The 23,955-nt window shown below is 40.1% G+C and carries 23 protein-coding genes; 14 read left to right on the forward strand and 9 right to left on the reverse strand.

All coding sequences use genetic code 11. From position 1 onward, the window contains the following. Positions 1 to 25 precede the first annotated feature (25 nt). From dapF to I6E78_RS13990, 5 genes are all read left to right on the forward strand, one after another. Entirely contained in the window at positions 26 to 856 is an 831-nt protein-coding gene (dapF, locus tag I6E78_RS13970; protein WP_058372287.1) for a diaminopimelate epimerase, read from the forward strand. Further along, entirely contained in the window at positions 853 to 1,464 is a 612-nt protein-coding gene (locus tag I6E78_RS13975) for a DUF484 family protein (RefSeq protein ID WP_058372286.1), read from the forward strand. The genes dapF and I6E78_RS13975 overlap by 4 nt, the downstream gene beginning before the upstream one ends. Next, complete coding sequence (locus I6E78_RS13980) at positions 1,461 to 2,408, forward strand: tyrosine recombinase XerC (RefSeq protein WP_058372285.1); 948 nt, start codon at positions 1,461 to 1,463, stop codon at positions 2,406 to 2,408. The genes I6E78_RS13975 and I6E78_RS13980 overlap by 4 nt, the downstream gene beginning before the upstream one ends. 13 nt (positions 2,409 to 2,421) lie before the next feature. Continuing rightward, positions 2,422 to 3,126, forward strand: a complete 705-nt coding sequence (locus I6E78_RS13985) for an HAD-IA family hydrolase (protein ID WP_197182727.1) — start codon at positions 2,422 to 2,424, stop codon at positions 3,124 to 3,126. 87 nt (positions 3,127 to 3,213) lie between these two features. Further along, entirely contained in the window at positions 3,214 to 3,570 is a 357-nt protein-coding gene (locus I6E78_RS13990) for a HopJ type III effector protein (protein ID WP_197182728.1), read from the forward strand. A gap of 14 nt (positions 3,571 to 3,584) precedes the next feature. Here I6E78_RS13990 and I6E78_RS13995 read toward each other — a convergent pair whose 3' ends face one another. After that, positions 3,585 to 3,995 (reverse strand): GNAT family N-acetyltransferase, encoded by a 411-nt coding sequence (locus I6E78_RS13995; RefSeq protein WP_197182729.1) that lies wholly within the window; start codon positions 3,993 to 3,995, stop codon positions 3,585 to 3,587. A gap of 178 nt (positions 3,996 to 4,173) precedes the next feature. Here I6E78_RS13995 and I6E78_RS14000 point away from each other — a divergent pair, with 178 nt between their 5' ends. Further along, complete coding sequence (locus tag I6E78_RS14000; protein ID WP_197182730.1) at positions 4,174 to 4,863, forward strand: pseudouridine synthase; 690 nt, start codon at positions 4,174 to 4,176, stop codon at positions 4,861 to 4,863. A 36-nt stretch (positions 4,864 to 4,899) separates the two neighbouring features. Here the strand turns inward: I6E78_RS14000 and I6E78_RS14005 are convergent, their stop codons facing one another. Beyond that, complete coding sequence (locus I6E78_RS14005) at positions 4,900 to 5,283, reverse strand: MAPEG family protein (protein WP_197182731.1); 384 nt, start codon at positions 5,281 to 5,283, stop codon at positions 4,900 to 4,902. A gap of 222 nt (positions 5,284 to 5,505) precedes the next feature. Between I6E78_RS14005 and I6E78_RS14010 the strand changes: the two genes are divergently transcribed. Then, the gene (locus I6E78_RS14010) at positions 5,506 to 6,384 is read left to right on the forward strand and encodes a DMT family transporter (RefSeq protein WP_197182732.1); all 879 of its coding nucleotides are present in this window, start codon (positions 5,506 to 5,508) and stop codon (positions 6,382 to 6,384) included. A 70-nt stretch (positions 6,385 to 6,454) separates the two neighbouring features. Here I6E78_RS14010 and I6E78_RS14015 read toward each other — a convergent pair whose 3' ends face one another. From I6E78_RS14015 to I6E78_RS14030, 4 genes are all read right to left on the reverse strand, one after another. Further along, on the reverse strand, positions 6,455 to 6,772 hold the full coding sequence (locus I6E78_RS14015; RefSeq protein ID WP_041454308.1) for a DMT family transporter: 318 nt from the start codon (positions 6,770 to 6,772) through the stop codon (positions 6,455 to 6,457). A gap of 126 nt (positions 6,773 to 6,898) precedes the next feature. Beyond that, positions 6,899 to 8,470, reverse strand: a complete 1,572-nt coding sequence (locus tag I6E78_RS14020) for a bifunctional GNAT family N-acetyltransferase/carbon-nitrogen hydrolase family protein (RefSeq protein ID WP_058372279.1) — start codon at positions 8,468 to 8,470, stop codon at positions 6,899 to 6,901. An 88-nt stretch (positions 8,471 to 8,558) separates the two neighbouring features. After that, positions 8,559 to 9,410 (reverse strand): MBL fold metallo-hydrolase, encoded by an 852-nt coding sequence (locus I6E78_RS14025; protein WP_197182733.1) that lies wholly within the window; start codon positions 9,408 to 9,410, stop codon positions 8,559 to 8,561. Positions 9,411 to 9,553: 143 nt separating this feature from the next. After that, positions 9,554 to 11,905: a penicillin acylase family protein gene (locus I6E78_RS14030; RefSeq protein ID WP_197182734.1), complete on the reverse strand. Its 2,352-nt coding sequence runs from the start codon at positions 11,903 to 11,905 to the stop codon at positions 9,554 to 9,556. Between the two features lie 156 nt (positions 11,906 to 12,061). On the opposite strand from I6E78_RS14030, the gene ycaO reads away from it, so the two are divergent. From ycaO to folX, 7 genes are all read left to right on the forward strand, one after another. After that, positions 12,062 to 13,822: a 30S ribosomal protein S12 methylthiotransferase accessory factor YcaO gene (gene ycaO, locus I6E78_RS14035; RefSeq protein ID WP_197182735.1), complete on the forward strand. Its 1,761-nt coding sequence runs from the start codon at positions 12,062 to 12,064 to the stop codon at positions 13,820 to 13,822. 117 nt (positions 13,823 to 13,939) lie between these two features. Further along, positions 13,940 to 17,302: an ATP-binding protein gene (locus I6E78_RS14040; protein WP_197182736.1), complete on the forward strand. Its 3,363-nt coding sequence runs from the start codon at positions 13,940 to 13,942 to the stop codon at positions 17,300 to 17,302. Between the two features lie 41 nt (positions 17,303 to 17,343). After that, positions 17,344 to 17,973, forward strand: a complete 630-nt coding sequence (locus tag I6E78_RS14045; protein WP_058372275.1) for a YceH family protein — start codon at positions 17,344 to 17,346, stop codon at positions 17,971 to 17,973. 73 nt (positions 17,974 to 18,046) lie between these two features. After that, entirely contained in the window at positions 18,047 to 18,883 is an 837-nt protein-coding gene (nadE, locus tag I6E78_RS14050) for an ammonia-dependent NAD(+) synthetase (protein WP_058372274.1), read from the forward strand. A 123-nt stretch (positions 18,884 to 19,006) separates the two neighbouring features. After that, positions 19,007 to 19,726: a dihydromonapterin reductase gene (gene folM, locus I6E78_RS14055; RefSeq protein WP_197182737.1), complete on the forward strand. Its 720-nt coding sequence runs from the start codon at positions 19,007 to 19,009 to the stop codon at positions 19,724 to 19,726. Between the two features lie 26 nt (positions 19,727 to 19,752). Next, a complete protein-coding gene (gene folE / locus I6E78_RS14060) occupies positions 19,753 to 20,307 on the forward strand; it encodes a GTP cyclohydrolase I FolE (RefSeq protein WP_058372272.1) in 555 nt (184 codons plus the stop codon). Positions 20,308 to 20,310: 3 nt separating this feature from the next. Continuing rightward, positions 20,311 to 20,667 (forward strand): dihydroneopterin triphosphate 2'-epimerase, encoded by a 357-nt coding sequence (folX, locus tag I6E78_RS14065; RefSeq protein ID WP_011326799.1) that lies wholly within the window; start codon positions 20,311 to 20,313, stop codon positions 20,665 to 20,667. 38 nt (positions 20,668 to 20,705) lie between these two features. On the opposite strand, the gene I6E78_RS14070 is transcribed toward folX, so the two are convergent. The 3 genes from I6E78_RS14070 to I6E78_RS14080 all read right to left on the reverse strand — a co-directional run bounded on the left by I6E78_RS14070 (position 20,706) and on the right by I6E78_RS14080 (position 23,919). Continuing rightward, entirely contained in the window at positions 20,706 to 21,140 is a 435-nt protein-coding gene (locus I6E78_RS14070; RefSeq protein WP_058374473.1) for a YqaA family protein, read from the reverse strand. 83 nt (positions 21,141 to 21,223) lie between these two features. Continuing rightward, entirely contained in the window at positions 21,224 to 21,589 is a 366-nt protein-coding gene (locus tag I6E78_RS14075; protein WP_011326797.1) for a DUF4870 domain-containing protein, read from the reverse strand. Positions 21,590 to 21,744: 155 nt separating this feature from the next. After that, positions 21,745 to 23,919 (reverse strand): S9 family peptidase, encoded by a 2,175-nt coding sequence (locus I6E78_RS14080; RefSeq protein ID WP_197182738.1) that lies wholly within the window; start codon positions 23,917 to 23,919, stop codon positions 21,745 to 21,747. Positions 23,920 to 23,955 lie beyond the last annotated feature (36 nt).

Raw genomic sequence — 23,955 nt, forward strand, 5'->3', positions numbered from 1 at the left:
CAGAGCAAAACCGAATTAGAGCGCTATGTTAGTTAATTTTTCCAAAATGCACGGCTTAGGCAACGACTTTGTTGTGATTGATAACATTACACAAAACGTTTTTTTGTCGCGAGATCAAATAATAAAACTGGCCGACCGCCATTTTGGCATTGGCTTTGACCAACTGCTAATGGTTGAAGCACCATACTCCCCAGATCTCGACTTTCATTACCGTATTTTTAATGCCGATGGCACCGAAGTAGAGCAATGCGGCAATGGCGCACGTTGCTTTGCCCGCTTTGTACGTATGAAAGGCCTTACCAATAAACACAAAATTACTGTATCTACTAAATCGGGTAATTTAACCCTATACATAGAAAAAGACGGCCAAGTAACTGTAAATATGGGCCACCCTAATTTTGAGCCAAGTAAAATCCCACTCAAAGCAACCAAGCGCGAACTGACCTATATTATTCGTACCGAAGAGCATACTGTTTTTAGTGGCGCGGTTTCTATGGGTAACCCACATTGTGTATTAGAAGTTGACGATATTACTACCGCACAAGTTGATATTTTGGGTCCGTTACTTGAAAACCATGAGCGTTTTCCGCAGCGAGCTAATATTGGTTTTATGCAAGTAATTTCCAAAGAACATATTAAATTACGAGTATGGGAGCGCGGTGTAAGCGAAACACTTGCATGTGGTACAGGTGCTTGTGCAGCCATGGTTATTGGGTTTATTCAAAATAAGTTAACCACCACAGTACAAGTAGACTTACCCGGTGGCAGTTTACAAATTCGCTGGAACGGTGAAGGTCACCCAGTGCGTATGACCGGCCCAGCAGAGCATGTGTTTGATGGACAAGTAGCACTATGAGTGAGCTAAGTGCGCAGCAAGTTGTTGATTATTTAAAACACCACCCTGATTTTTTAATTCAGCACCCTGAGCTACTTGCTCAGCTTGAGCTACACCAACAAGCTCAAGGTGCAACATCTTTGGTGCATATTCAGCAGCGCCAATTGCGCGAGCACAATACGTTGTTAAAAAATCAAATTACCAGCATGAGCAAACACGCTGCACAAAATGAGCAAGTGTATCGCTTATTTAGCTTATGCCATCAACAGCTTTACACTAATAACGACTTCGATGCGCTTGCCAGTAACTTACAAAATATTATTTGTAGTAATCCAGATATTAGCGAGTGTCGGTTAGTAAAGTACGACACTCAATATGCTCAACTTGTTGAGCATCGCCTGAGTAATTCTGGGCACTATTTAGGGCGTATTAATCAACAAGAGCAGGATTTGTTATTTAGCGATACGGCGCAATCAACGGCTATTTATTTAATTGGCGATATTAAAAAGCCCATCGCTATTTTGGCCTTTGCCAGCAATAACGCGAACCACTTTGAACCCGCGCAAGACACCCTTTTTGTACTCGACTTTGTACTCGCTCTGCAGTCAAGGTTACTGGAACTTGCATGAGTGACAACCCTGCGCCTAATATCAGCGATTTAAGCGATAACTGGCGCACGCCTATTACTTTATTTAGCGACTATTTAAAATTTGAAAGGCAGTACTCAGCGCACACTGTTAACCAATATGTCAGCCAGCTTGGCTTTGCAGCGCTTTACTTTAGTAAACTCTGCGACGACTGGTTTAGCGTACAGGGTGAGCATATTCGCCGTTACAGCATGGCACTGCGCTCAAAACAATTAAGTGGCCGCACTATTAGTTTAAAGCTCAGTTGTATTCGCAGTTTATATAAATTCTTAAAAGCCAAAAACATTGCTAAACAAGCGCATTACCATAACCCAGCGGTAGGCATAAAAGGGCCTAAGTTTGCTAAGCCTTTACCTAAAAATCTCGATGTAGATCAAATGGCACGCTTGCTCGAAATACCCGACGACGAACCTCTGGCCATTAGAGATAAAGCCATGATGGAGCTTATGTACTCATCAGGCTTACGTATTAGCGAGTTAGTTGGTGCTAACCTACAAGATATAAGCGCCGCAAATGGTGAAATATTAGTACGCGGTAAAGGCAATAAAGAACGCTTAATTCCAGTAGGCAGTAAAGCGTTAAGCGCGCTAAAAAAATGGCTAATAATACGCCCTCAATTTGCAAACCCTGACGAAGTGGCGGTATTTTTAAGTAGCAAAAAAAATCGCATTTCGGTACGCCAAGTACGTTTAAGAATGCAAGAATGGGGCATCAAGCAAGGCATTAGCTCGCAAGTGCATCCGCACAAATTACGCCACTCGTTTGCATCGCATATTTTAGAGTCATCTGGCGATTTACGCGCAGTACAAGAACTGCTCGGGCACAGTAGTTTATCGGCCACTCAAGTGTATACTCATTTAGATTTTCAGCATTTAGCCAAGGTGTACGACAACACACACCCAAGGGCAAAAAAGCGAACCGATTAGGAAAAACCATAATATGATCCGTTTTAATCGTGCCATTGCACCTGTGTCGGTATTAAGCTTCGACCTAGACGATACCCTTTACGACAATCGCCCTATTATTAAAGCCGCCGTACAAGCGCAAACTGATTATTTAAATACCCTACCGGGTTATCAACATAAAGGCTTGCAGCAATGGCTGCATTGTCGTGATTGTGCACTGCAGCAGCAGCCAAAATTAATTGAAGATATAACGCAGTGGCGTTTACAAACACTGGGCTTACTTCTTGCCAAGCAAGGCTTTAATGCCGACGACGCAAAACACTTTGCAAGTGCTGCGTACAAGGTATTTGCTCAAGTTCGCAGTAATATAACCGTGACCGATGACGTACTTAACTTACTCGACAAGCTCGCTACTCGTTTTACCCTTATAGCCATAACAAACGGCAATGCCGATGTGAGCCAGTTTAATTTAAATAATAAATTTAACTTGGTACTGCAAGCGGGTTTACACGGTAAAGCTAAACCGCACAACAACTTGTTTGATCAAGCGGCTACACATTTACAGGTGCCACACAAAGCTATTTTACACATTGGTGACAGCCTAGATAGCGACGTGCAAGGCGCTAATAATGCCGGCTGCCAATCTGTATGGTTAAATAACCAAGCTGCCAACTATACTTACAAAGGCCTTGCCGATATTGAAATAACTAACATTAATGCCTTATCACACTTAATCTAAGCGTAAGTATATTAACCATTAAATTTAATATAAATCAGTAAACAGATAGGTTAGAGTTAAGTATAAAAATAATCCTAAGGACAGAAAGTGACTCTAAGTGACTACCTAGAAAAATTGGCAAATGAGCCAAAATGCATCGAATTTACCGACACTATGGCAATTATCGATACACATTACCGCTTCACTCCTTGCGCATTTAATAATCATGGTTTACTCAGTGCTGCGAGCGAGAACAATGGTTCTTGCAAAATTTTCGCTTTTGCAAAACTAAACCAACTGAGTAAACAAAATACGCTCGATTGCTTTGGTCAGTTTTATCATCAAGATGTGCTTAACAACCCCAAAGGTAGCGATCATATGAATATTCGCACCTTTATGCTTGCTCCTGAAGTTACCCCATTTTTAGGCGTAACCTTTACAGGCGAGCCACTTAACGCTATTTAATCACCCTGCAAGGGTTAAATAAGCGGCTTTTCCATAAAGTAGCGAGTACCCGTGCGCGGATAATTATTAAGTTGATACTTAACTTGGTAACCGTGCTTTTCATAAAAAGGCTTGGCCTGAAAATCAAGCGTATCGAGCTGCGCCTTCGTTGCTCCAAGCTCAACTGCCGCCTCTTCAAGTGCGACTAGTAACTTAGTCGCCAAGCCATTGCCACGTACTAACTCGCTGCACCAAAGCCAATTTATCTGCAACCAATTGCCAAATACACAGCCACTAATCCCAGCGACCAATTCTTTTTGTGCGTCTAAAAACTGATAACCAAGAGGCATACGCTCAGCATCAAAATGCGCGCTATTAAACGCCACTATTTTTTGACGAAGCGCCTGATTTAAGCAATCGTCATTATTTGCATATAATTGATACATTAACGCCTCTAATATTTATAAAATTAAAAATTATTAAACCAACAACTACTTATAAAATGCATACTCTGTAGCGCCTAACACTAAGTTTATAGCTATTTACCCACCTTCAGTAATGTTTACTTGGCAGCTTTGCTATAATCTGCTGCACACATTTTTTAACGACTAACAGCAACCATTTATGAGCACCAAAATTCGACTTGCTAAATACATTGCCCATGCTGGTGTTTGCTCGCGTAAGCAAGCCTCACGTTTAATTGACGAAGGTGCAGTGATAGTAAATAACCGCCCAGCTAATCATATTGACCATGTTGATGAACAAGACCACATAACAGTTAACGGGCAAATTATTAAAGGCGCTGCTGAGTTAATTTATTTTGCATATCATAAGCCTATAGGTATTGACTGCAAGCTTGATCAAAATGACCCTGCTAGCCTTTATCACCACCTGCCTACTATTACGCGGGTTTACCCTATTGGCCGCCTTGATAAGGACTCCCGTGGCTTACTTATATTAACCAACGATGGGAAGTTATGTAACCAACTAATTCACCCCGACTTCCACCAGCCAAAACGTTACTTAGTTAGCGTAAATAAAAGCATTGATGCCGAGTTTTGTACAAAAATGGCCGCAGGTGTACCGGTAGATAAGCAAATAACCTTGCCCTGTAGCGTTGAAAAAATAGCAGACAAACAATTTAGTATTATTTTAAAGCAAGGGCTTAATAGGCAAATTAGAAAAATGGCACACTATTGTGGTTACAAGGTAATTGACTTGTATCGCGAGCAAATTAGCGAGCTAACCCTGCAAACGCTAAACCTTGCCCAAGGACAATATATTGCAATTAATAAAAGCGATATTATAAAGTAAGCGCCTTTTAAAGCGCTTTGAGGGTTTAAAATAAATTTAAAAGCTCACTGCAATCATTGCAATAGCTGTACTTATACCAACAAACCACATAATTGAGCGCATAATATCTAGGTTAAGGTAGTAAAAAGCACAAAATAAAACACGCGCTACAATGTGGCTCATCGCCAAGATTTCGGTTACCGCATTAACATTATTAGTGCCTAACACCACCGCAAGTGCAACGGCAAATACTGCTAACGACTCAAAACAGTTTTGGTGTGCAGCTAAAGCACGCGCTCCTAAACCGGTTAATTGAGTTTGTTGTTGGCGCGGGTGCTTGTTGTCGTAGCCGCCCAATTTATTAAGTTCGATTACTGCGGGGATTCTTGCTAAATAAGGCATTACAACGGCCAATAAAGCACAAGCGATTAAAATAGTCATAGTACGGTTCTTTGTTATTGTTAATTATTTAAAATAACACACCCACTATAAAAAAGCCGCCAGATAAGTGCCTGACGGCTAAGCAGTAACATCAAACTAACTATAAACTAATTTTACGGCAGTTAAACTGCGGCATATTGTCGCAGCTGAGCCTAAAGCACTATCGCTTTACTTTGTATACCTTGTTAACTTATCGCCCTCTATTATTTTTGTATTGTTATTATGACTTGGGTATTTTTTACTTTTTTAGCCGCTTTTATGCAAGCTTGGCGCAATGCACTGCAAAGTAAGTTAAGTAGTAATGTGAGCGTAGCTGGCGTTACGTTATCGCGTTTTATTGTTGCAGGCCCTATTGCTGCCGTTTATTTGTATGGCTTATATCAATACCAAGATACCGCTATGCCTAGTTTTAATAATGCCTTTTGGGGCTTTATTATTGGCGCAAGTATTATGCAAATACTTGCTACTGGCTTAATGGTTAAATTATTCAAAATGAATAATTACGCCGTAGGCGCTGGGCTTGCAAAAAGTGAGGCTTTGGTTGCCGCTATTTTAGGAGTATTATTTTTTGGCTCAGCGTTAACCTTATTAGGTTGGCTGGGAGTGTTTTTAGGGGCTATTGCCGTACTGCTAATGAGCGGTATAACCAGCATTAAACGCTTTGATGCCAAAACAGCTTTATTAGGACTTGCGTGTGGTACTTGCTTTGCACTTACTTCATTATGGGTACGTGAGGGCAGTTTAAATTCAGGACTGTTATTTCCTCACTCTGCTGCTTGGGTACTGCTTTTTGTTATTAGCTTACAAACTCTAATATTGCTGGGTTATTTATTATTAAAAGAGCCACACACCCTCAGTAAACTTTGGCAATATAAGGGTACAACTATCGCAATTAGTATTTTTAGCTGTGTAGGCTCTATTGGCTGGTTTAGCGCCATGAGCTTGCAGCATGTTGCCTATGTAAAAACGCTTGGCCAAATAGAGGTGTTTTTTACCATACTCATTGCCGTACTGTGGCTAAAACAACCGCTTAAAAAACAAGACAGCGCCGGGTTATTACTCATTGCAGTTGCCGCTATTTTAGTCATGTTGCCCAATTAATTACAGGCAAAAAAAAGCGCAGGCTTTTAATCCTGCGCTACTTTTGTTTAAACCGCGTTGAATTTACTTTTTAATGGCTTATTTTAAGTGTGATCACACCGCAAATAATCATTAATACACCGGCAATACGGCCAAAAGTGGCGGCATCACCATAAAACAAAATGCCCACAATAAAGGTGCCAGCAGCGCCAATGCCTGTCCATACCGCGTAAGATGTACCCATAGGAATATCACGTTGGGCTAGCCACAACATAAAGCCACTAACCACCATAAATGCAACCGCAATGCCAATACCTAACCAGCGGCTGTCACTTTGTTGCGAAATTTTTAAGCCTATTGGCCAGCCAATTTCAAGCAAGCCCGCAATTATTAAATACATCCAAGCCACTTAAAGTACCCACTATATTAAAAATTTGCGGTATTTTAGCGAGCTAATTTATTCATTAACAGCATAAAACAAAATTAATGCTAATTAACCAACTCACACTTTAATAAGCGACCTACTTTGTAGTGATTAAAAGCTACTTTTTTGCTTATCCGCACTGACCTTTTTATCATCGCTGACTTTTTTTAGCATTATGTCGTATAAATCTTCACGTCGATCTTTTAAGTTACGTACTGTCCCTTCGCTGTGAAGAATTTTTAATTTATCCATATCAAGATCACTAAATAACAACATTTCGGTATTGGTGGTGGCTTCGTTAAGTGTTGCATCATGTGGGAATGAAAAATCAGACGGTGTAAGTACTGCCGATTGTGCAAACTGTACATCTAGGCTTTCTACTTCTGGCAAGTTACCAACAGAGCCCGCTATAACCACATAACATTCGTTTTCAATAGCGCGTGCTTGAGCACAATGACGTACCCGTAAGTAACTATTTTTAGTATCAGTCCAAAAAGGTACAAATAAAATTTCTAAGCCTTCTTTGGCCATAATTCTAGATAGCTCTGGAAACTCAACATCGTAACAAATTTGAATACCAACACGCCCTGCATCGGTTTCAAATACCGCTATTTTGTCGCCGCCTTGAATAACCCAGTCATTTTGCTCATGCGGGGTAATATGAATTTTACGTTGCTCATCTATTTTACCGCTGCGGTGACATAAATAACTGACGTTATAAATTTTATCCCCGTCGGCTACTGGCATTGAGCCGGTAATAATATTGGCATTGTATTCAATTGCCATTCGCGACATAGCATTTTTAAAGGTTTCTGTGTACTCGGCTAAATTGCGGATCGCTTCGGTTTGATTAACTTGCTCGGTTAACCCCATTAGCGGAGCATTAAAAAATTCAGGGAATAAAATAAAGTCACTTTGATAATCAGAAACTGTATCAACAAAATACTCGACCTGCTTGAGCATTTCTTCTACCGACTCCACCTTACGCATTTGCCACTGCACCGCGCCTACACGCACAATCGACTTTACTGTGCCAATCACGGTATCGGTAGGTTCGTACAGTATGTTATTCCACTCCAGTAATGTGGCATAACCTACTGATTCTTGATCTTCGGGTAAATACTTTTTAAGTAAGCGTTTAACTTGAAAATCGTTGGCTAGCTGAAAACTTAAAATAGGATCGTACAGCTCTTTTTGATCTACTTTAGCTATATATTCCATTGGGGTCATTTCATTACTGTGATTGTAATAACGCGGAATACGACCACCTGCTAAAATAGCGCGCAAGTTGTATTGGCGGCACAATTCTTTGCGGGCATCGTACAGCCTACGCCCAAGGCGCATACCTCTGTGCGTTTCGCTAATCGCAACATCTAAGCCATACAGTGCATCGCCGGCGGTATCACTAAATACGCGGTCATGGCCATCGGCTATGTCTTCATAGGTATGGGGGTTAGAAAAGCGGGCATAATCTACTTGCACACTTAATGCTAAGCCTACCAGCACACCATCATCCACAATGCCTATTTGCCCTTCTGGAAATTGGTCTATTAATCTAAAAATTGTATGGCTAGGCCATGCACCACCTAAATCTGGGTATGCTTGATCCATCAAGGTTTTAATTTGTGGGTATTGCTCTTTAGTTAAATTACAAATTTCGAGATGGGTTTTTTCTACCGTCATACACAACTCCTTGAGGAATGGGGAATAAAAAAGCCGAACATGTGCCCAGCTTAATAAAATAGTTGATGTGCTATTACTTAATTCATTTTTATTGTTTTAAACTACGATAAAAAAGTGTAGTTACACGCTCTTTAGGTAACCAGCTAGCGTATTCAAGGCCAAGCTCTGCCAATGGGTCGGCGTTAAGTACTTGCTCTAAGCTTGTGTTGTTTTGCATTGCTTTAAGCATAACATCTTTGGCTTTTTGCACCAGCATACGATACACCACCAGCCCTGAACGATCGCTTAGCGGACCATGTCCTGGGATCACTTTAGTATTATCGTCAATTTGTTTCACTACGTCATCTACCGCCGCTAAAATACCATCAACACTGCCACCACTATCTACGTCTACAAACGGTAAGCTGCCAAAGTTAAAGAAAATATCGCCCATGTGTACAATGTTAGCCTTGTTAAAAAATATGACTGCGTCACCGTCAGTATGCGCATGCTGATAATGAACTACATGAGCATGTTCGTTGTTAAAGTGCAGCTTTAAATCGTGGCTAAAACTAATCCGTGGTAAAAAATCTGATCCTTCACCATGCTCTGCTACTAAGCGCTTATGCACATTATCGTGAGCAATAACGTGGGCACCTGCTTTAGCAAAGTTTTCGTTACCTCCGGTGTGGTCGCCATGATGATGGGTGTTAATTACAAACTCAGTACTGCCGGGCTGTAAATCGCTAATCGTTTTTTTAATATCGCTTGAAAGCTTGGCAAATTGATCATCAATAATATAAATACCATCGTCGCCGACACTTACAGCAATATTGCCTCCTTGACCAAGTAGCATATAAATATGCTCGCTCAGTTTTTGCGCTTTAACTACACTTTCATCGGCATAAGCCGCACTACTTAACAATAAGCCAGTGATTAACACGGGAAGTAATTTTTTCATTTTAGTGCTCACTTATATTTATAATTAATTATCGTCTATTTATGGGGAATAACCACACTACATAGACCCTGCCTGCCTAAAAACACACAACTGTATATTCACCCTAAAAAGATAAACAGCCTCTAGCTTAGTTCACTAAACAGCTACTTGCCTTTTGGCGATATTATTATTTGATGTACTAGCGCTTGTGGTAATAATGGCGTGTTTTCTGCATTAATATACTGACTAAAACCAGCACGATAAAAGTTTGATAACGGGTGCCCCGACTGCCCGCCAGGCACGGTTAAAATAGCGTTTTCTAAATGTCCGGGCTGCACAATAAAGCGTTGTGAAGCACCAAAACTACGCCCCTGCACTGCTGGCATGTAACTGTCACCAAACCCTGGCGTTTTTGGCATATTTAAAAAGCGGGCAAGTATTGGTATTTGTTTAGCAAACGGATGCTCTATAACCAACTCGTTTACTTTGCCCCACTGCCAGCCTTGAATGTTATTACCGTATTGCGTACTGAGTTTAGCAATAGTTTGACTAAATGCACCCTGCAGCTGCTGCTCCCAAGTTGAAAACTGTGGATTGAGCCAACTGCTTGGTTGCGCGTTAATAAGCTGCCAAATTGCCGGTTCTAAATCACGCCTTACGTAGCTCAACGTGCCATTTTTCTCACTTAAGCTTTGCTGCAACGTACTAAAGGTAATATTAATCACTTCATCGCGATAATGCTTTACCAAGGTATAACCTACTGAGCTTGCACACGCGCACTGCTGCCAGTTTTCAACCGCGCTAATATACGCGGCGTTATTACCTTCATCGGCTTTGAGTTGCTTGAGCAATAAAGCGTGCCAAGGAATTAAAAATCGTGCTTGGTTATCAAGCTGTAATTGATAAAAATCGTCCTCAACAAATTTTTGCTTTTCAAATAAGCGGTCGCGCACTTGTGTTGCACGCGCGCCAAGTGAATAGCCGCCGTTACCAAAGCGAGCATTATCTTGGGCACTTACCACCCGAGAGTTTGCAGTCCATACTCGTCCACTTGTTGGGTTTTTAACCACGGGTCGCTGCGCCTCATTTTGCATCCAAAGCGGCGAGTAATCAGTACTTTTCACACTAAGCTCGCTGGGTGTTTTACGCCCTGGAATACCCCCCATTAGCTTCCATGCGGCACTGCCTTGGCTATCAACTACAATTAAGTTTTGTACCGGAATACCTACATCGCTGGCTATAGCTAGGGCATCATCAACTTCGGTAGCGTGTTCGAGCTGTAATAATTGCATATTAACCGCATAACTTTGATGCGCCGCCCAACTCAGTGCATAAGCTTGCCCGTTAATATATTTTACCGGACCATATTCGCTCAGGGTAAGAGTGTAAGTTTCGGCTTCATTATTAGGTAATACTATTTGCTCATCTACTTGCCACGTTTTATCGTTACTTGTAAGCGCAACCCAATCTGCTGTATCAATATAACCATTGGTAAACCCCCATGCGATATGATTATTAGTGCCCACTACAATAGCTGGCGCACCCGGTAACGACACGCCTGTTACTTGGGTTTTTACATTATTATGTACATAATTTAGTTGCGCTTTGTACCAAATAACAGGCACTGCCATTGCTAAGTGCATGTCATCGGAGAGCATAGCGGCTCCGGTTGTAGTTAATGCGCCGGTAACTGCCCAGTTATTACTGCCGCGCTCTTGGCTTGCTGCAAAAGAATTAAATACATACATTGCTGGTGTTGATGATGTTTGCACAGTGGATGATTGCTGCGTTTGTTGCTTGGGTATTGGTAGCTTAGGTATTGGTAGCTTAGGTATGCCTGCGCTGTAAGGTGCTAATTGGCTGCCATCAAGCGCAGCTTGGTATTGACTAGGTTGCGTTAAAAATTTGAGCATATGTTTGCCGTATTGCTGCTCAATTTGAATTAATGCTTGGTCGCGCTCAAAGGTGGCACTTTGTAAATCAAGATACATACTAAAAATTATTAATAGACTATCTTCGCTTTGCCATGCTCTTTGCTGTGCACCAGTGAGTAAATATTCAAAGCTTGAGTAACCTATTTGCGCTAATCCTTCGTTAACCCCTTGGGCATAGCTTTTAAGTAATTGCTTATCCGACTCAGGAAGGTTTTTTAAAATAGTTTGGCTGCGTTTACGCAATTGATGAAAACGCATTTTTTTATCTAGTGCTAGCGCTGCCTTACCAAAAATTTCGCTCAACTCACCGGCGGCATTACGCCTCAGTAAGTCCATTTGAAAAAACCGGTCTTGCCCATGCGCATACCCCAAACCATAAGCGGCATCGTTGCGGCTTTGTGCTTTGATAACAGCTTGACCAAGTACATCACGCGAAATAATGACCGGCTCATTAATCGCTTCGCTATGACCTTTGCCGTCAAGCGCTGGTAAACTCAAACTAAGTACACCATAAACAACCGCAGTACCGGCCAGCCCTAAAACTACTACTAACAGTAGCAAGCGCTTGATTACTTTAAACATCCAGCTATCCTTTGAAAATTCTAATAAAGTATTATTAACATATATTTACTATCCTTCTATTAAAAAGTCATATTCTGCGGCACAAAGGATGAAATAAACATCAAAATCCACGATAATAGCTAATCCACATATTGTGCAGCCCTAGTTGAGATGAGTATGACTGATAAAACATTTATAAAAGGTAAAGACCGCGATTTAGAATCGTCGATCTCTACTATGCAAAATAAGCTAAAAGCCCTTAATATTAATATTGAGGAAGCGTTATGGCTTAACCCTGTAGCTAACTGTTATTCGGTACATATTCGTGACCAAGACTGTGGCGTAATGTTTACCAATGGTAAAGGCGCAAACGACAAAGCATCGTTAGCTTCGGCATTAGGCGAATACTTTGAACGCTTAAGCTGTAACTACTTTTTTGCTGACTTTTATTTAGGTGAAGAGTTTGCCCATGCAGAGTTTACCCATTACCCAACCGAAAAATGGTTTACAGTAACAAACGATGAAGTGCCTGAAGGCATTATGGATGAAAGCTTATGGGACTACTTTGACCCTGAGCGCGAACTTAATGCATCGCACCTTTTCGATTTTAACTCTGGTAATGTTAAGCGTGGTATTTGTACTGTGCCATACACTCGCCAAAGCGATAACAAAGATGTGTATATTCCGGTTAACGTTATTGGTAATATTTTTGTATCTAACGGTATGAGTGCCGGCAACACTAAATTTGAAGCACGCGTACAAGGCTTATCCGAAGTATTTGAACGCGCTATAAAAAGCCGCATTATTACTGAGGGCTTGTGTCTGCCTATCGTGCCTGAAGAAGTAGTTAAGCTGTATCCTAAAATTCATGAAGCGTGTGAAGAGTTACGCAGCCATGGTTTTCATTTACGTATTGCCGATGCCTCTCTAGGCGGTAAATACCCAGTAATGAGCGTTACCCTTATTCACCCAGCCGATGGCTCTGTATTTGCTTCTTTTGGTGCTCACCCATCGTTTGAAGTGGCACTTGAGCGTACCGTAACAGAACTATTACAAGGTCGTCGCTTAGATCAACTTGATGTGTTCCAACCTGCTACTTTTGATAATGATGAAGTTGCCTCTCCAGAAAACACTGAGCTGCACTTTATTGATTCTAGCGGCTTAATTTCTCATGATTTTTTCCGCGCAAAGGCCGACTTTGACTTTGTGCATTGGGACTTTAGCGGCACAACTGAGCAAGAATATAACTTTTGTACCGACTTAATTCATAGCATGGGGCATGATATTTACATAATGGATTACACCCACTTAAACGTATATGCATGTCGTATTTTAGTCCCTGGTATGTCAGACATTTACCCAGTTGATGAACTAATTTGGCGTAACAACAATGAAGGCGCTAAGTTTCGCGAAACATTTTTATCACTTGATCAGTACGACGTTGAGCAATGGATGGATATTTATGACTCACTAGAAGAAGCGGGTCATAGCGATATCATTCGCGCCGCCGAGTTTATTGGTTTAGTAACCGACCCTAATACATCTTGGGATACACTGCGTATTGGTGAACTAAAAGCGCATCTTTGCCTAGCCGCAGGTAACGAAGAAGCCATTGATTGGGTTGACTGGATATTACATACCGGGCAAGTAAACGAAGATGCAATGCGTCACTTTCGCTGTTTAAAAGCTATTTTAGAAATAAAATACGATGACGAACGCGAATATGCAGACTATCAAGATGCATTAGGCTTAATGTTTGGTACTGCCAATGTAACGCTAGCAATTGAAATAGCCGAAGGTCGTAAATTATTTAACGGTTTAACCTTCCCAGGCTTATCGCTTACTGGCTTTACAAAGCATGCCGCATTACTCGATGGTTATCGCAAACTCCATGTAGCTAAACAGCAGCATTGGGCACGCGAGGTTAGCGACTCGTAATTTAGTTAAACTATTAATTATAAAAATAAAATGGCGCATAACCTGATGCGCCATTTTTATTTGTACAATAAATTAGCTATAGTGGATACTGTCTAATATAAAAGCAAAATGTAGCTAATGTCGCCAATGAATAATAGTAAAAATAATAAAGTTCATAATTTTAAGCTGACCTTCTGGCTATCACTTACTCTTATTGTATTAGTAAGTGTTGTACTTGATCGGATTAACTATAACCGAGCAAAAGATGCACACCGATTACAAATACTCTCTGAAGTAAGCACTTATCGAGCACAACTTGAAGCTATTTTAGTGTCTAATATTCAGCTAATTCGTGGTTTAGGTGTTGCTGTTGCCGCAGAACCAAATTTACAGCAAGCACGCTTTGCGCAAATTGCTGCCCCCTTATTTGACACTTCCAATGAGCTACGAAATATTGGTGGCGCACCCGACATGATAATTAACATGATCTATCCGCTTGCCGGTAATGAACAAGCCTTAGGCCTTAATTTTTTAGATAATGAAGCGCAACGTATCGATGCAATTAGAGCCAGAGACACAAATAAAATTGTAATGGCTGGCCCATTAACGTTAATACAAGGTGGTTCTGCACTCATTGCTCGCGTGCCTGTTTATAATGCGGATAAATCCTTCTGGGGGCTGCTTTCTGTCGTATTAGATCTTGAAAAAGTATATGCAAACGCAGGAATTAATGAACTCGAAAAACAATACAATGTGGCGATACAAGGGCGCAATGGACTGGGGAAAGAAGGCGATTTTTTTTACGGTGAGCCCACCATAATAGAGCAAGATCCTCTTGAGTTTTCTTTAAGTTTTCAAGGCGGTAATTGGCAACTTTATGTTGCACCTAAAAAGGGTTGGAGCCCTGTAAGCTCCTCTATTTGGCCTTTGCGTGTAGCTATAATAATTATATGCGGCCTATTAATTTGGGCGTTTTTATTCTTTTTAAAAATGTTTAACCGCCAACAACAAAATGAAAAAATGCTGGAGGTTATGAGTGATCTGGCACTCGTAGGCGCTTGGTCGTTTAATTTAGAAAATAAACAAGCATATTGGTCTGATATGACCAAAAAAATATTTAAATACGCACCTGACGAACAACCTCAATGGCCAAAGGATCTTGGTTACTTTAAGCCCGGAAAAAGCCGAGAAACGGCGGCTAAATTAATTGAACGAGCAATTAAATTTGGTGAGAGCTACGAAGCTGAATTTGAAGTTATTGACGCTAAAGGTAATATTATTTGGGTATTAGTGCACGGTGAAGCTGAGCATAAAAATAATCGCTGTATAAGAATATTTGGCTCATTACAAAATATTGATACCCGTAAAAAAATAGAATTAGAAAATAATAAAATATCGCTATTTAACGAAGCCTTGGCGTCTTTAACCGTTAACGATCAAATTTTAAACGGGCAATTAAGCCAATCTAAAGGTGTGATTACTCAAGCAATTTGTCAGGCACTCAACATCGATCAAGCCAGTATTTGGCTATTTAGCGACAATAAAACCGAGCTCAAGCCCATTGCTTTTCATAATGTAAACACCACCATAAATAACAACAATGAGTCATGGTTGCAAAAAGATATTCCTGACTTTTTTGAGGCCATAGAGCGAAAAGCCATATTTAGTGCAGCAGATGCACAGCAGTGCCCTATTTTAATGCCAATTAAAGAGCACTACCTAAAGCCACTAAAAATAAATGCCATGTTGTGTGCAGTTATTCCTGCCGGAAGTGGGATCATAGGCATGGTTTGCGCCGAGCAATGTAACAAAACCCGCGCTTGGGCGCACAACGAAGAAAGCTTTTTAATTGCTGTAGCGGCACTTATTGGCAGCCTTTACTCTAGCCAAAAACGTATAGAAACAGAGCAACAACTAGTAACAGCCAAAGAAACGGCAGAGCAAGCTGTAGCTGCTAAAAGTGAGTTTTTAGCGAGCATGAGTCATGAAATTCGCACTCCTATGAATGGGGTGTTAGGCATGCTTAATATTGTTAAAAACACAAAGTTAGATCAACAACAAATGCACCATATAGAGCTTGCTCAGTCGTCGGCGCAATCATTACTAAATATTATTAACGATATTTTAGATTTTTCTAAAATAGAGGCTGGTAAATTAGATATTGAGAAAATTCAATTTAATTTACCACGTTTGTTAGGTGAGGTTGTTGAATCATTTGCGCTTAAAGCGGAGCAAAATAATACCATATTAATTTTAGATGCAACTCTCATCACTGTCAGCGAAATAGTTAGCGATCCTAATAGGTTACGACAAATATTAAGTAACTTAATTAGTAACGCAGTTAAGTTTACATTTGACGGAAAAATAGTAGTCACCGCAAAAATTGATGAAACAACCGATGGTACATCTTTAGTTTGTTCAATTATTGATACCGGTATTGGCATAAAACCAGAAAAACACGCCACATTATTTGACTCATTTACTCAAGCAGATACCTCTACAACACGCCAGTATGGCGGCACAGGCTTAGGCCTCGCTATTGTAAAGCAGTTATGTGAGCTGATGGGAGGTGAAGTAAGCGTAACCAGTATGCTACACGAAGGCAGCACTTTTTCGTTTTCAATAAAAGTACAACCTAAATTAAGTAAGCAGCAAGACCTACCTAGCCATTTAATTAAAAACAAACATATTTTAATTATTGATAGCTGCTTATTAAACTCAACCATAGCCAAAAAGCAGCTGATTATATGGCAAGCAAATGCCAATACCTTAACCGATTACACTGCTGTAAGTGCGTATTTTAAAGACCAGGCAAATAAAACTCTCGATGCTATTTTAATCGACTATTATTTTTTTGAACAAGCGCCGCAATCGCAAGTTACTGAGGTTAAAAATTACTTAGCTAAGCACAGTTGTAAGCTGATAATAATGGCACCTATGAGCTATTCCAAAGATAACTCTACGCTAAATTTAAAAGTAGACTCAATGATTTTTAAGCCATTAACACCCTCAGACTTATTTGACTCTCTCGCTAATGATAAATACATAGAACAACAGCAACAACAGGCACAACTGCAAAATAAACTCACTGAAACACCATTAGTTAATGCAAGTGAGCCACAAATTTTATTAGTAGAAGACAATAAAATTAACCAAGTTGTTGCTGGGGCTTTATTAAAACAAGCCGGTATTTCATTTGATATTGCTGAAAACGGATGTGAGGCGATAAAGCAATTAAATGATCAACCCGCTAATACTTATCAGCTAATTTTAATGGACTGCCAAATGCCTGAAATGGACGGCTACCAAGCAACTAAAGCGATTAGAAATGGTGACGCGGGTAAGCATTATCAAAACATAGCCATTATTGCTTTAACTGCCAATGCAATGCAGGGAGATAAAGAAAAGTGCTTAGCAGCAGGTATGAATGATTACTTAAGTAAGCCACTCGATTTTAGTGCACTGCACCCCAAACTTCAGCAATGGCTTGGCACTCAATAAAAGTGTAAGCTAATCATATAGTTTATTAGTTGAGATGAGTTATGCAATTATCAGCAAATCAACAGCGTATTATTGGCTGTTTACTAGAAAAGCAAAGTACAACTCCCGAACACTACCCTTTGTCGTTAAATGCGCTAACTAATGCGTGTAATCAAAAATCAAATCGTGCACCGGTTTTAAACTTAACCGACAGCGAAGTGCAAATTGCACTCGATGAATTAATAAATGCCCGACTGGTTACCATTGATGAAGGGCTTTCTGGGCGAGTAAATAAATACGACCACCGTTTTTGTAACACCGAGTTTAGTAGCTTAAAATTTAGTGCGCAGCAACGCGCAATTATTTGCTTGTTACTGTTACGTGGTGCGCAAACTCCCGGAGAATTAAAAACGCGATGCGCACGATTAGCAAATTTTAATAGTGTAGATGACGTTGAGCTTGCACTTAATAAACTAATTGAAAATGACATAATAACCAAACTTGCGCGCGAATCTGGTAAACGTGACTGTCGTTATATGCATTTGCTTGGCGAGCAGGCAATAAGTGAAATAACACGCCCTGCAGAGCAAGCGACTGATGAATTAAAAAATGAAGAACTCAATGAGTTACTCGCCGAAGTAGACGAGTTAAAAGCCGAGTTACAAAAAATTAAAGCTCACTTAGGGCTTTAATTTGTTAGCCCTAAATCACATAATACAAGCGCTCTGCTGAGCGAAATAATTATTTAACCCTAAGGAGTTGGCCATGCGCGCCGAGATTATGGCTGCAATGAAAGTGCAGCCAGTTATTGATGTAAATGCTGAAATTAGCCGTCGTGTTAACTTTATTAAAGCCCGCTTAATAGCAGCCCATGCAACGTCTTTGGTATTAGGTATTAGTGGCGGAGTCGACTCTTCAGTGTGCGGTCGTTTATGCCAACTTGCTGTTAATGAACTTAACCAAGAGCAAAGCACTACTGATTATAAATTTGTTGCTGTACGCTTACCTTACGGTGTGCAAGCCGACGAAAATGAAGCGCAACTAGCGGTTGATTTTATTCAACCTAGCAGCCGCATGACCGTCAATATTAAGCCCGCAACTGATGCGCTACACGAACAAACAATGGCGGCTATTGTTGGTAACGGTGAATCACTTCCTGAGCAAGAAAAAATTGATTTTATTAAGGGTAATGTTAAAGCCCGTCAACGCATGATTGCACAATACGAAATTGCTGCATTTTGCCAAGGTTTAGTGGTCGGAACCGATCACAGTGCCGAGAATATTACCGGCTTTTATACCAAGTTTGGTGATGGCGCTTGTGACTTAGCACCGCTTTTTGGCTTATCAAAACGCCAAGTGCGTGCTTTAGGGAGTACATTAGGTGCTTCGTCTATATTAGTTAATAAAGCACCTACCGCAGATTTAGAAAGTGATCGCCCAGGACTTACCGACGAAGAAGCGTTAGGTTTAAGTTATGAGCAAATTGATGACTTTTTAGAAGGCAAACCGGTTACGCAACAAGTTGAGCAAACACTTAGCGCTATTTATCAGCGTACGCAACATAAGCGTCAACCAGTGCCAACTATATACGATGAGCTTTAATACAGTAATTATCGTACGATACCTGAGTAGTTTGACTGATCGACCGCTTAAAGTATTACGTAAGATTTTAATTAAATTGGTATTAACGCTGATCCCCTGCCAAAAGAGAGTTTTGTAGTATATATGACACCACCGATTTTAATTACAGGTGCTGGGCAACGCATTGGCCTTGCTTTAGCTAAACATTTTATTGCACAAGGGCAGCCGATAATTATTACCTATCGTACTCGTCACGCTGCGGTTGATTTACTGGAGCAGCAAGGTGCTGTATGCATTTATGCAGACTTTAGTACTGATGATGGTATTAGCACTTTTATTAAAGTACTTAAAGAGCATACCAACTCACTACGCGCTATTTTGCATAATGCTTCAAGTTGGGACTGCGAAGCTAATAATGCCAACTTTGCGCAACTGTTTGACAATATGATGCGAATTCATGCAAAGACACCTTATTTAATTAATTTACTGTGTGCGGATTTATTACTAAATTATCAAACAGAGATGAATACTCCCGCAGATATTATTCATCTTACCGATTACGTAGTAGAAACAGGTAGCCCAAAACATGTCGCTTATGCCGCAAGTAAAGCAGCGCTTGATAACTTAACCAAATCATTCAGCGCCAAGTACGCACCTAAGATTAAAGTAAATTCGGTTGCACCATCGTTAATTATTTTTAATGAGCATGATGATGAACAATATCGTGCTAAAACGCTGAAAAAGTCATTAATGGGTATCGAGCCAGGATGCCAAGAAATAATCAATAGTATTGATTTACTATTACATAGCCACTACATCACAGGCCGCGCTATACCTGTAGATGGTGGTCGGCATTTAAAGTAAACCAAACTAAATTAACTGAGAAATTTATGCATAACGAACTAAAACAAAGCTATGAAAATATTATTACCGCTGTAGGGGAAGATCCTAACAGAGAAGGCTTACTCGACACGCCAAAACGTGCTGCTAAAGCAATGGAATACCTAACTCAAGGGTATCGTCAAACATTAGAAGAGATTACTAATAACGCCGTATTTACCTCAGATGCAGACGACATGGTATTAGTACAAGACATAGAGCTTTACTCTATGTGTGAGCATCATTTATTACCTTTTACTGGCCGTTGTCATATTGCTTATATTCCCAATGGTAAAGTATTAGGCTTGTCTAAATTTGCCCGTATTGTTGACATGTTTGCCCGTCGTTTTCAAATTCAAGAACAACTAACTCATCAAATTGCTAAAGCCGTTGAAGAAGTAACGGGTGCAACCGGGGTTGGCGTAATTGTTGAAGCTAAACATATGTGTATGATGATGCGCGGCGTAGAAAAGCAAAACTCAAGTATGCGTACCTCTGTAATGCTAGGTAACTTTAGAGCCGATCCAAAAACACGTAATGAGTTTTTGCAGCTAATAAAAGGCTAACTTATGGCTAATGCAATTATTAACGTAACCAATTTACGACTGCGTACTTTTATTGGCTTTAATCAAGAAGAGCGCGAGAAAAAGCAGGATGTAGTGATTAACTTAGAAATTCATTACCCTGCACACGACGCCTGTAAAACCGATGAAGTAGATCAAGCACTAAACTACAAAGTAATTACCAAAGAAGTAATCACTTTAGTGGAACAAGGCGACTTTTTATTACTCGAAAAACTGGTTGCTGAAATTCTTGCTGTTTGTCATTCACACCCAAGTGTTCATTATGCTAAGGCTCGCGTAGATAAACCGCATGCACTACGCTTTGCCGATTCTGTGTCTTTGACGTTAGATTGGGCTAAATAATACGTGTGGAGCAATTAATTTAGAATAAGTAGGAAAGCTTAAATAAGTTTTTCGACACCTAAGGTAAGGGTGATAACGGCTAAGTAGCGTGCCCCCTTACCTAGTGTTACCAACAATAAAAACGTACTAAAACGCACTTTAAATACCCCCCCTATTACGGTAAGCGGATCGCCAACTATAGGCAACCAGGCAAATAATAAACTATATACACCGTATTTATTAAACTGCTTTTGTGCTTTTTCAAGCCCCTGCTCTGACACTGGAAACCAGCTTTTATCTTTAAAGCGTAGTACTTGAGTACCCAACCAGTAATTAACGCAACTCCCTAGTACATTGCCCAAAGTGGCAGCTAGCCATAACAACAATAAATTTACTTTACCTTGGGTCATCATAGCTACCATTACCACCTCTGACGAGCTGGGCAATAAAGTAGCCGATATAAAAGCGCTAAAAAACAGCGTGAGATAAAGCATAGTATCCTTAACAATAGGGAGTAAATAAAAAATAAACCCAGCAAAAGCTGGGTTTAAAATACGCAATTAACAAACCGACATTACTATTTTATCAAATTTAAACTCAACGGGTAGTCAAACTCTTTACCATCATTGGCTTTAACCGCAGCAATAATCACCATTACAAACGAAAATATAGCGACTATTGGCAGTAAAATTACACCAATAACAACAAACATTAAAAGAAAACACACAAAGTAAGCAATCATCATAGTGATTTGAAAGTTGAGTGCTTTTTTGCCATGAACATCAACAATCGGCATGTCATCTTTTTTTATTAACCACACAATTAACGGCCCAATTACAGAGCCTAATGGCACAATAAATCCAGATAAGGCACTTAAATGACAAAGCATTGCCCATGTGCGGTCATCTTTTTTGACGGGTTCCAGCTGTTGCTCATCATGCATAACGCGATCCTTATATTTACTATTTTTGCGTAAGTGTAAGTGTATATCTCATAACTATAACTCAGTTTATAAACTTATTTAGCTAACTTAGTAATAAATTAAGGCATCACTTTTAAATGATGCCTTTAGCTTATTACCCAATGGTTGTACTTTAATTACTCTTTAATGCCCATTAAATCGAGCATAAATGCATAGTTTAGCGCGGTATCTTCTAAGCGCTTAAAGCGCCCTGATGCACCGCCATGCCCTGCTTCCATATCAATTTTAAACAGTAACTTATTGTCATCTGTTTTATAATCACGCAGCTTAGCAACCCACTTTGCTGGCTCAAAATACTGTACTTGCGAGTCGTGCAGACCCGTGGTTACTAGCATATGAGGATACGCTTGCTTAGACACTTGATCGTACGGCGAGTAAGATAGCATGTACTCATAGTATTCTTTTTCATTTGGGTTTCCCCACTCACCATATTCGTTAGTTGTTAGTGGAATACTTTCATCAAGCATGGTTGTAACCACATCCACAAAAGGTACTGCGGCAACTATACCTTTGTAAAGTTCAGGAGCTTGGTTTGCTACAGCGCCCATTAATAAGCCACCAGCGCTACCGCCTTGGGCAAATATTTTGTCTTTAGCGCCATAACCTTGTGCTACCAATGATTTAGTCACATCTATAAAGTCATTAAACGTATTCTTTTTAGTAAGTAATTTACCATCATCATACCAGGGACGACCTAACATTTGCGAGCCACGAATATGTGCAATTGCAAACACAAAACCACGATCAAGCAAACTTAAACGCGCGCTTGAAAAAGTTGGATCCATAGTGGCGCCATACGAGCCATAACCATATTGTAGCAATGGGTTCGTCGCATCTTTTTTAAATTTATCTTTACGGTAAACTAAGCTTACGGGTACTTTTACACCATCGCGGGCGTTAATAAATATTCGTTCAGATGCGTAATTATCAACATTAAAATTGCCTAGCACGGCTTGTTGTTTTAAAAGCGTTTTATCCGTCGTTTTTAGGTTTATATCGTAAGATGAACCCGGCGTGGTCATACTCGTGTAGTAAACACGTAACTTATCGCTGTTTATATCGTTATTACCATAAGCACTAATAGTGTAGGCACTGTCGTTAAAAGATAATAACTGCTCTTGATTGGTGCTTAAATTGAGCACTATTTGTCGCGATTGTCCCTTTTCGCGCTGTTGGTAAACCAAATAGTCATTAAATAACTCTATCCCTTCTAGCTTTATATCATCACGTGCTGGGATCAGCGTTTGCCAGTTTGCTTGATCATGTGCTTTATTAATAGCGACTTTCATTAGCTGAAAATTAACCGCATTTAAATTAGTGACAATATAATAACTCTCACCTAATTTAGAAATACTATACTCAAGATTCGCTTGGCGTTTAATTAAGCGTTGAGGCATTGCTTTAACGTTATTTGCGCTAAGCACCGACATACCCGATGCAGTGCTACTACTGTGCCAAATATAAATTTCAGTACCGTCTTTGCTTTTACTTAATCCTGTGTAATAGCTTGAGTCTGTTTCTTCGTAAACTAGTTCGTCATTGGCCTGCGGCGTACCTAAAGTATGGCGATAAACCTGGTAGCCTAGCAAAGTCTGTAAGTCTTTTTTAATGTAATACAATGTTTTGTTATCGTTTGCCCAAACAAGATTGCCACTTGTGCCTTCAAGCGTATCTTGGAGCAGTCTCCCGGTGCTTAAATCTTTAATTTTAACGGTATAAATACGTCTACTGAGAGTATCTTCACCGTAAGCCATTAAGTTACCGTTTGGACTCACATCTAAACCACTTACAGCATAATAGTCATGAGCCTTAGCAAGTTCATTTACATCTAAAATAACCTGTTGGTTAGTTCCTGAAAAATCACTGCTACGCACATAAGTAGTGTACTCGTTATTGCCACGAGTTTGCGACGAGTAATAATAATTACCTTTTTTTACCGGTACTGAATCGTCATCTTTTTGAATACGCCCTTTAAGCTCGGCAAAAAGTTTAGCTTGCTGCGCTTGAGTATGAGCGAGCATGGTATTTGTATAACTATTTTCAGCCTCAAGGTAACTAATAACATCGGCTGCTTTGCGCTCATCGTCACGCAGCCAATAGTAATTATCAATACGGGTATCGCCATGAATGGTCATGGCGTGCGGTACTTTTTTAGCTATAGGTGCAACAACTTGAGGTAACTGCTCTGCTGTAGTATTTATAACGTTTGTTTGGACTGCTTCGGGCGCCTGATTGCAGCCACTTAAAATAGCTAAAGATGATATAGCTAGAACACAAGGGATATGTCTCATAAGATAAAGCCTTTACTTTAGTGAAGCTAAATAAAA

Source organism: Pseudoalteromonas sp. NZS127, from assembly GCF_015864805.1.
Classification (GTDB): Bacteria; Pseudomonadota; Gammaproteobacteria; order Enterobacterales; family Alteromonadaceae; genus Pseudoalteromonas; species Pseudoalteromonas nigrifaciens.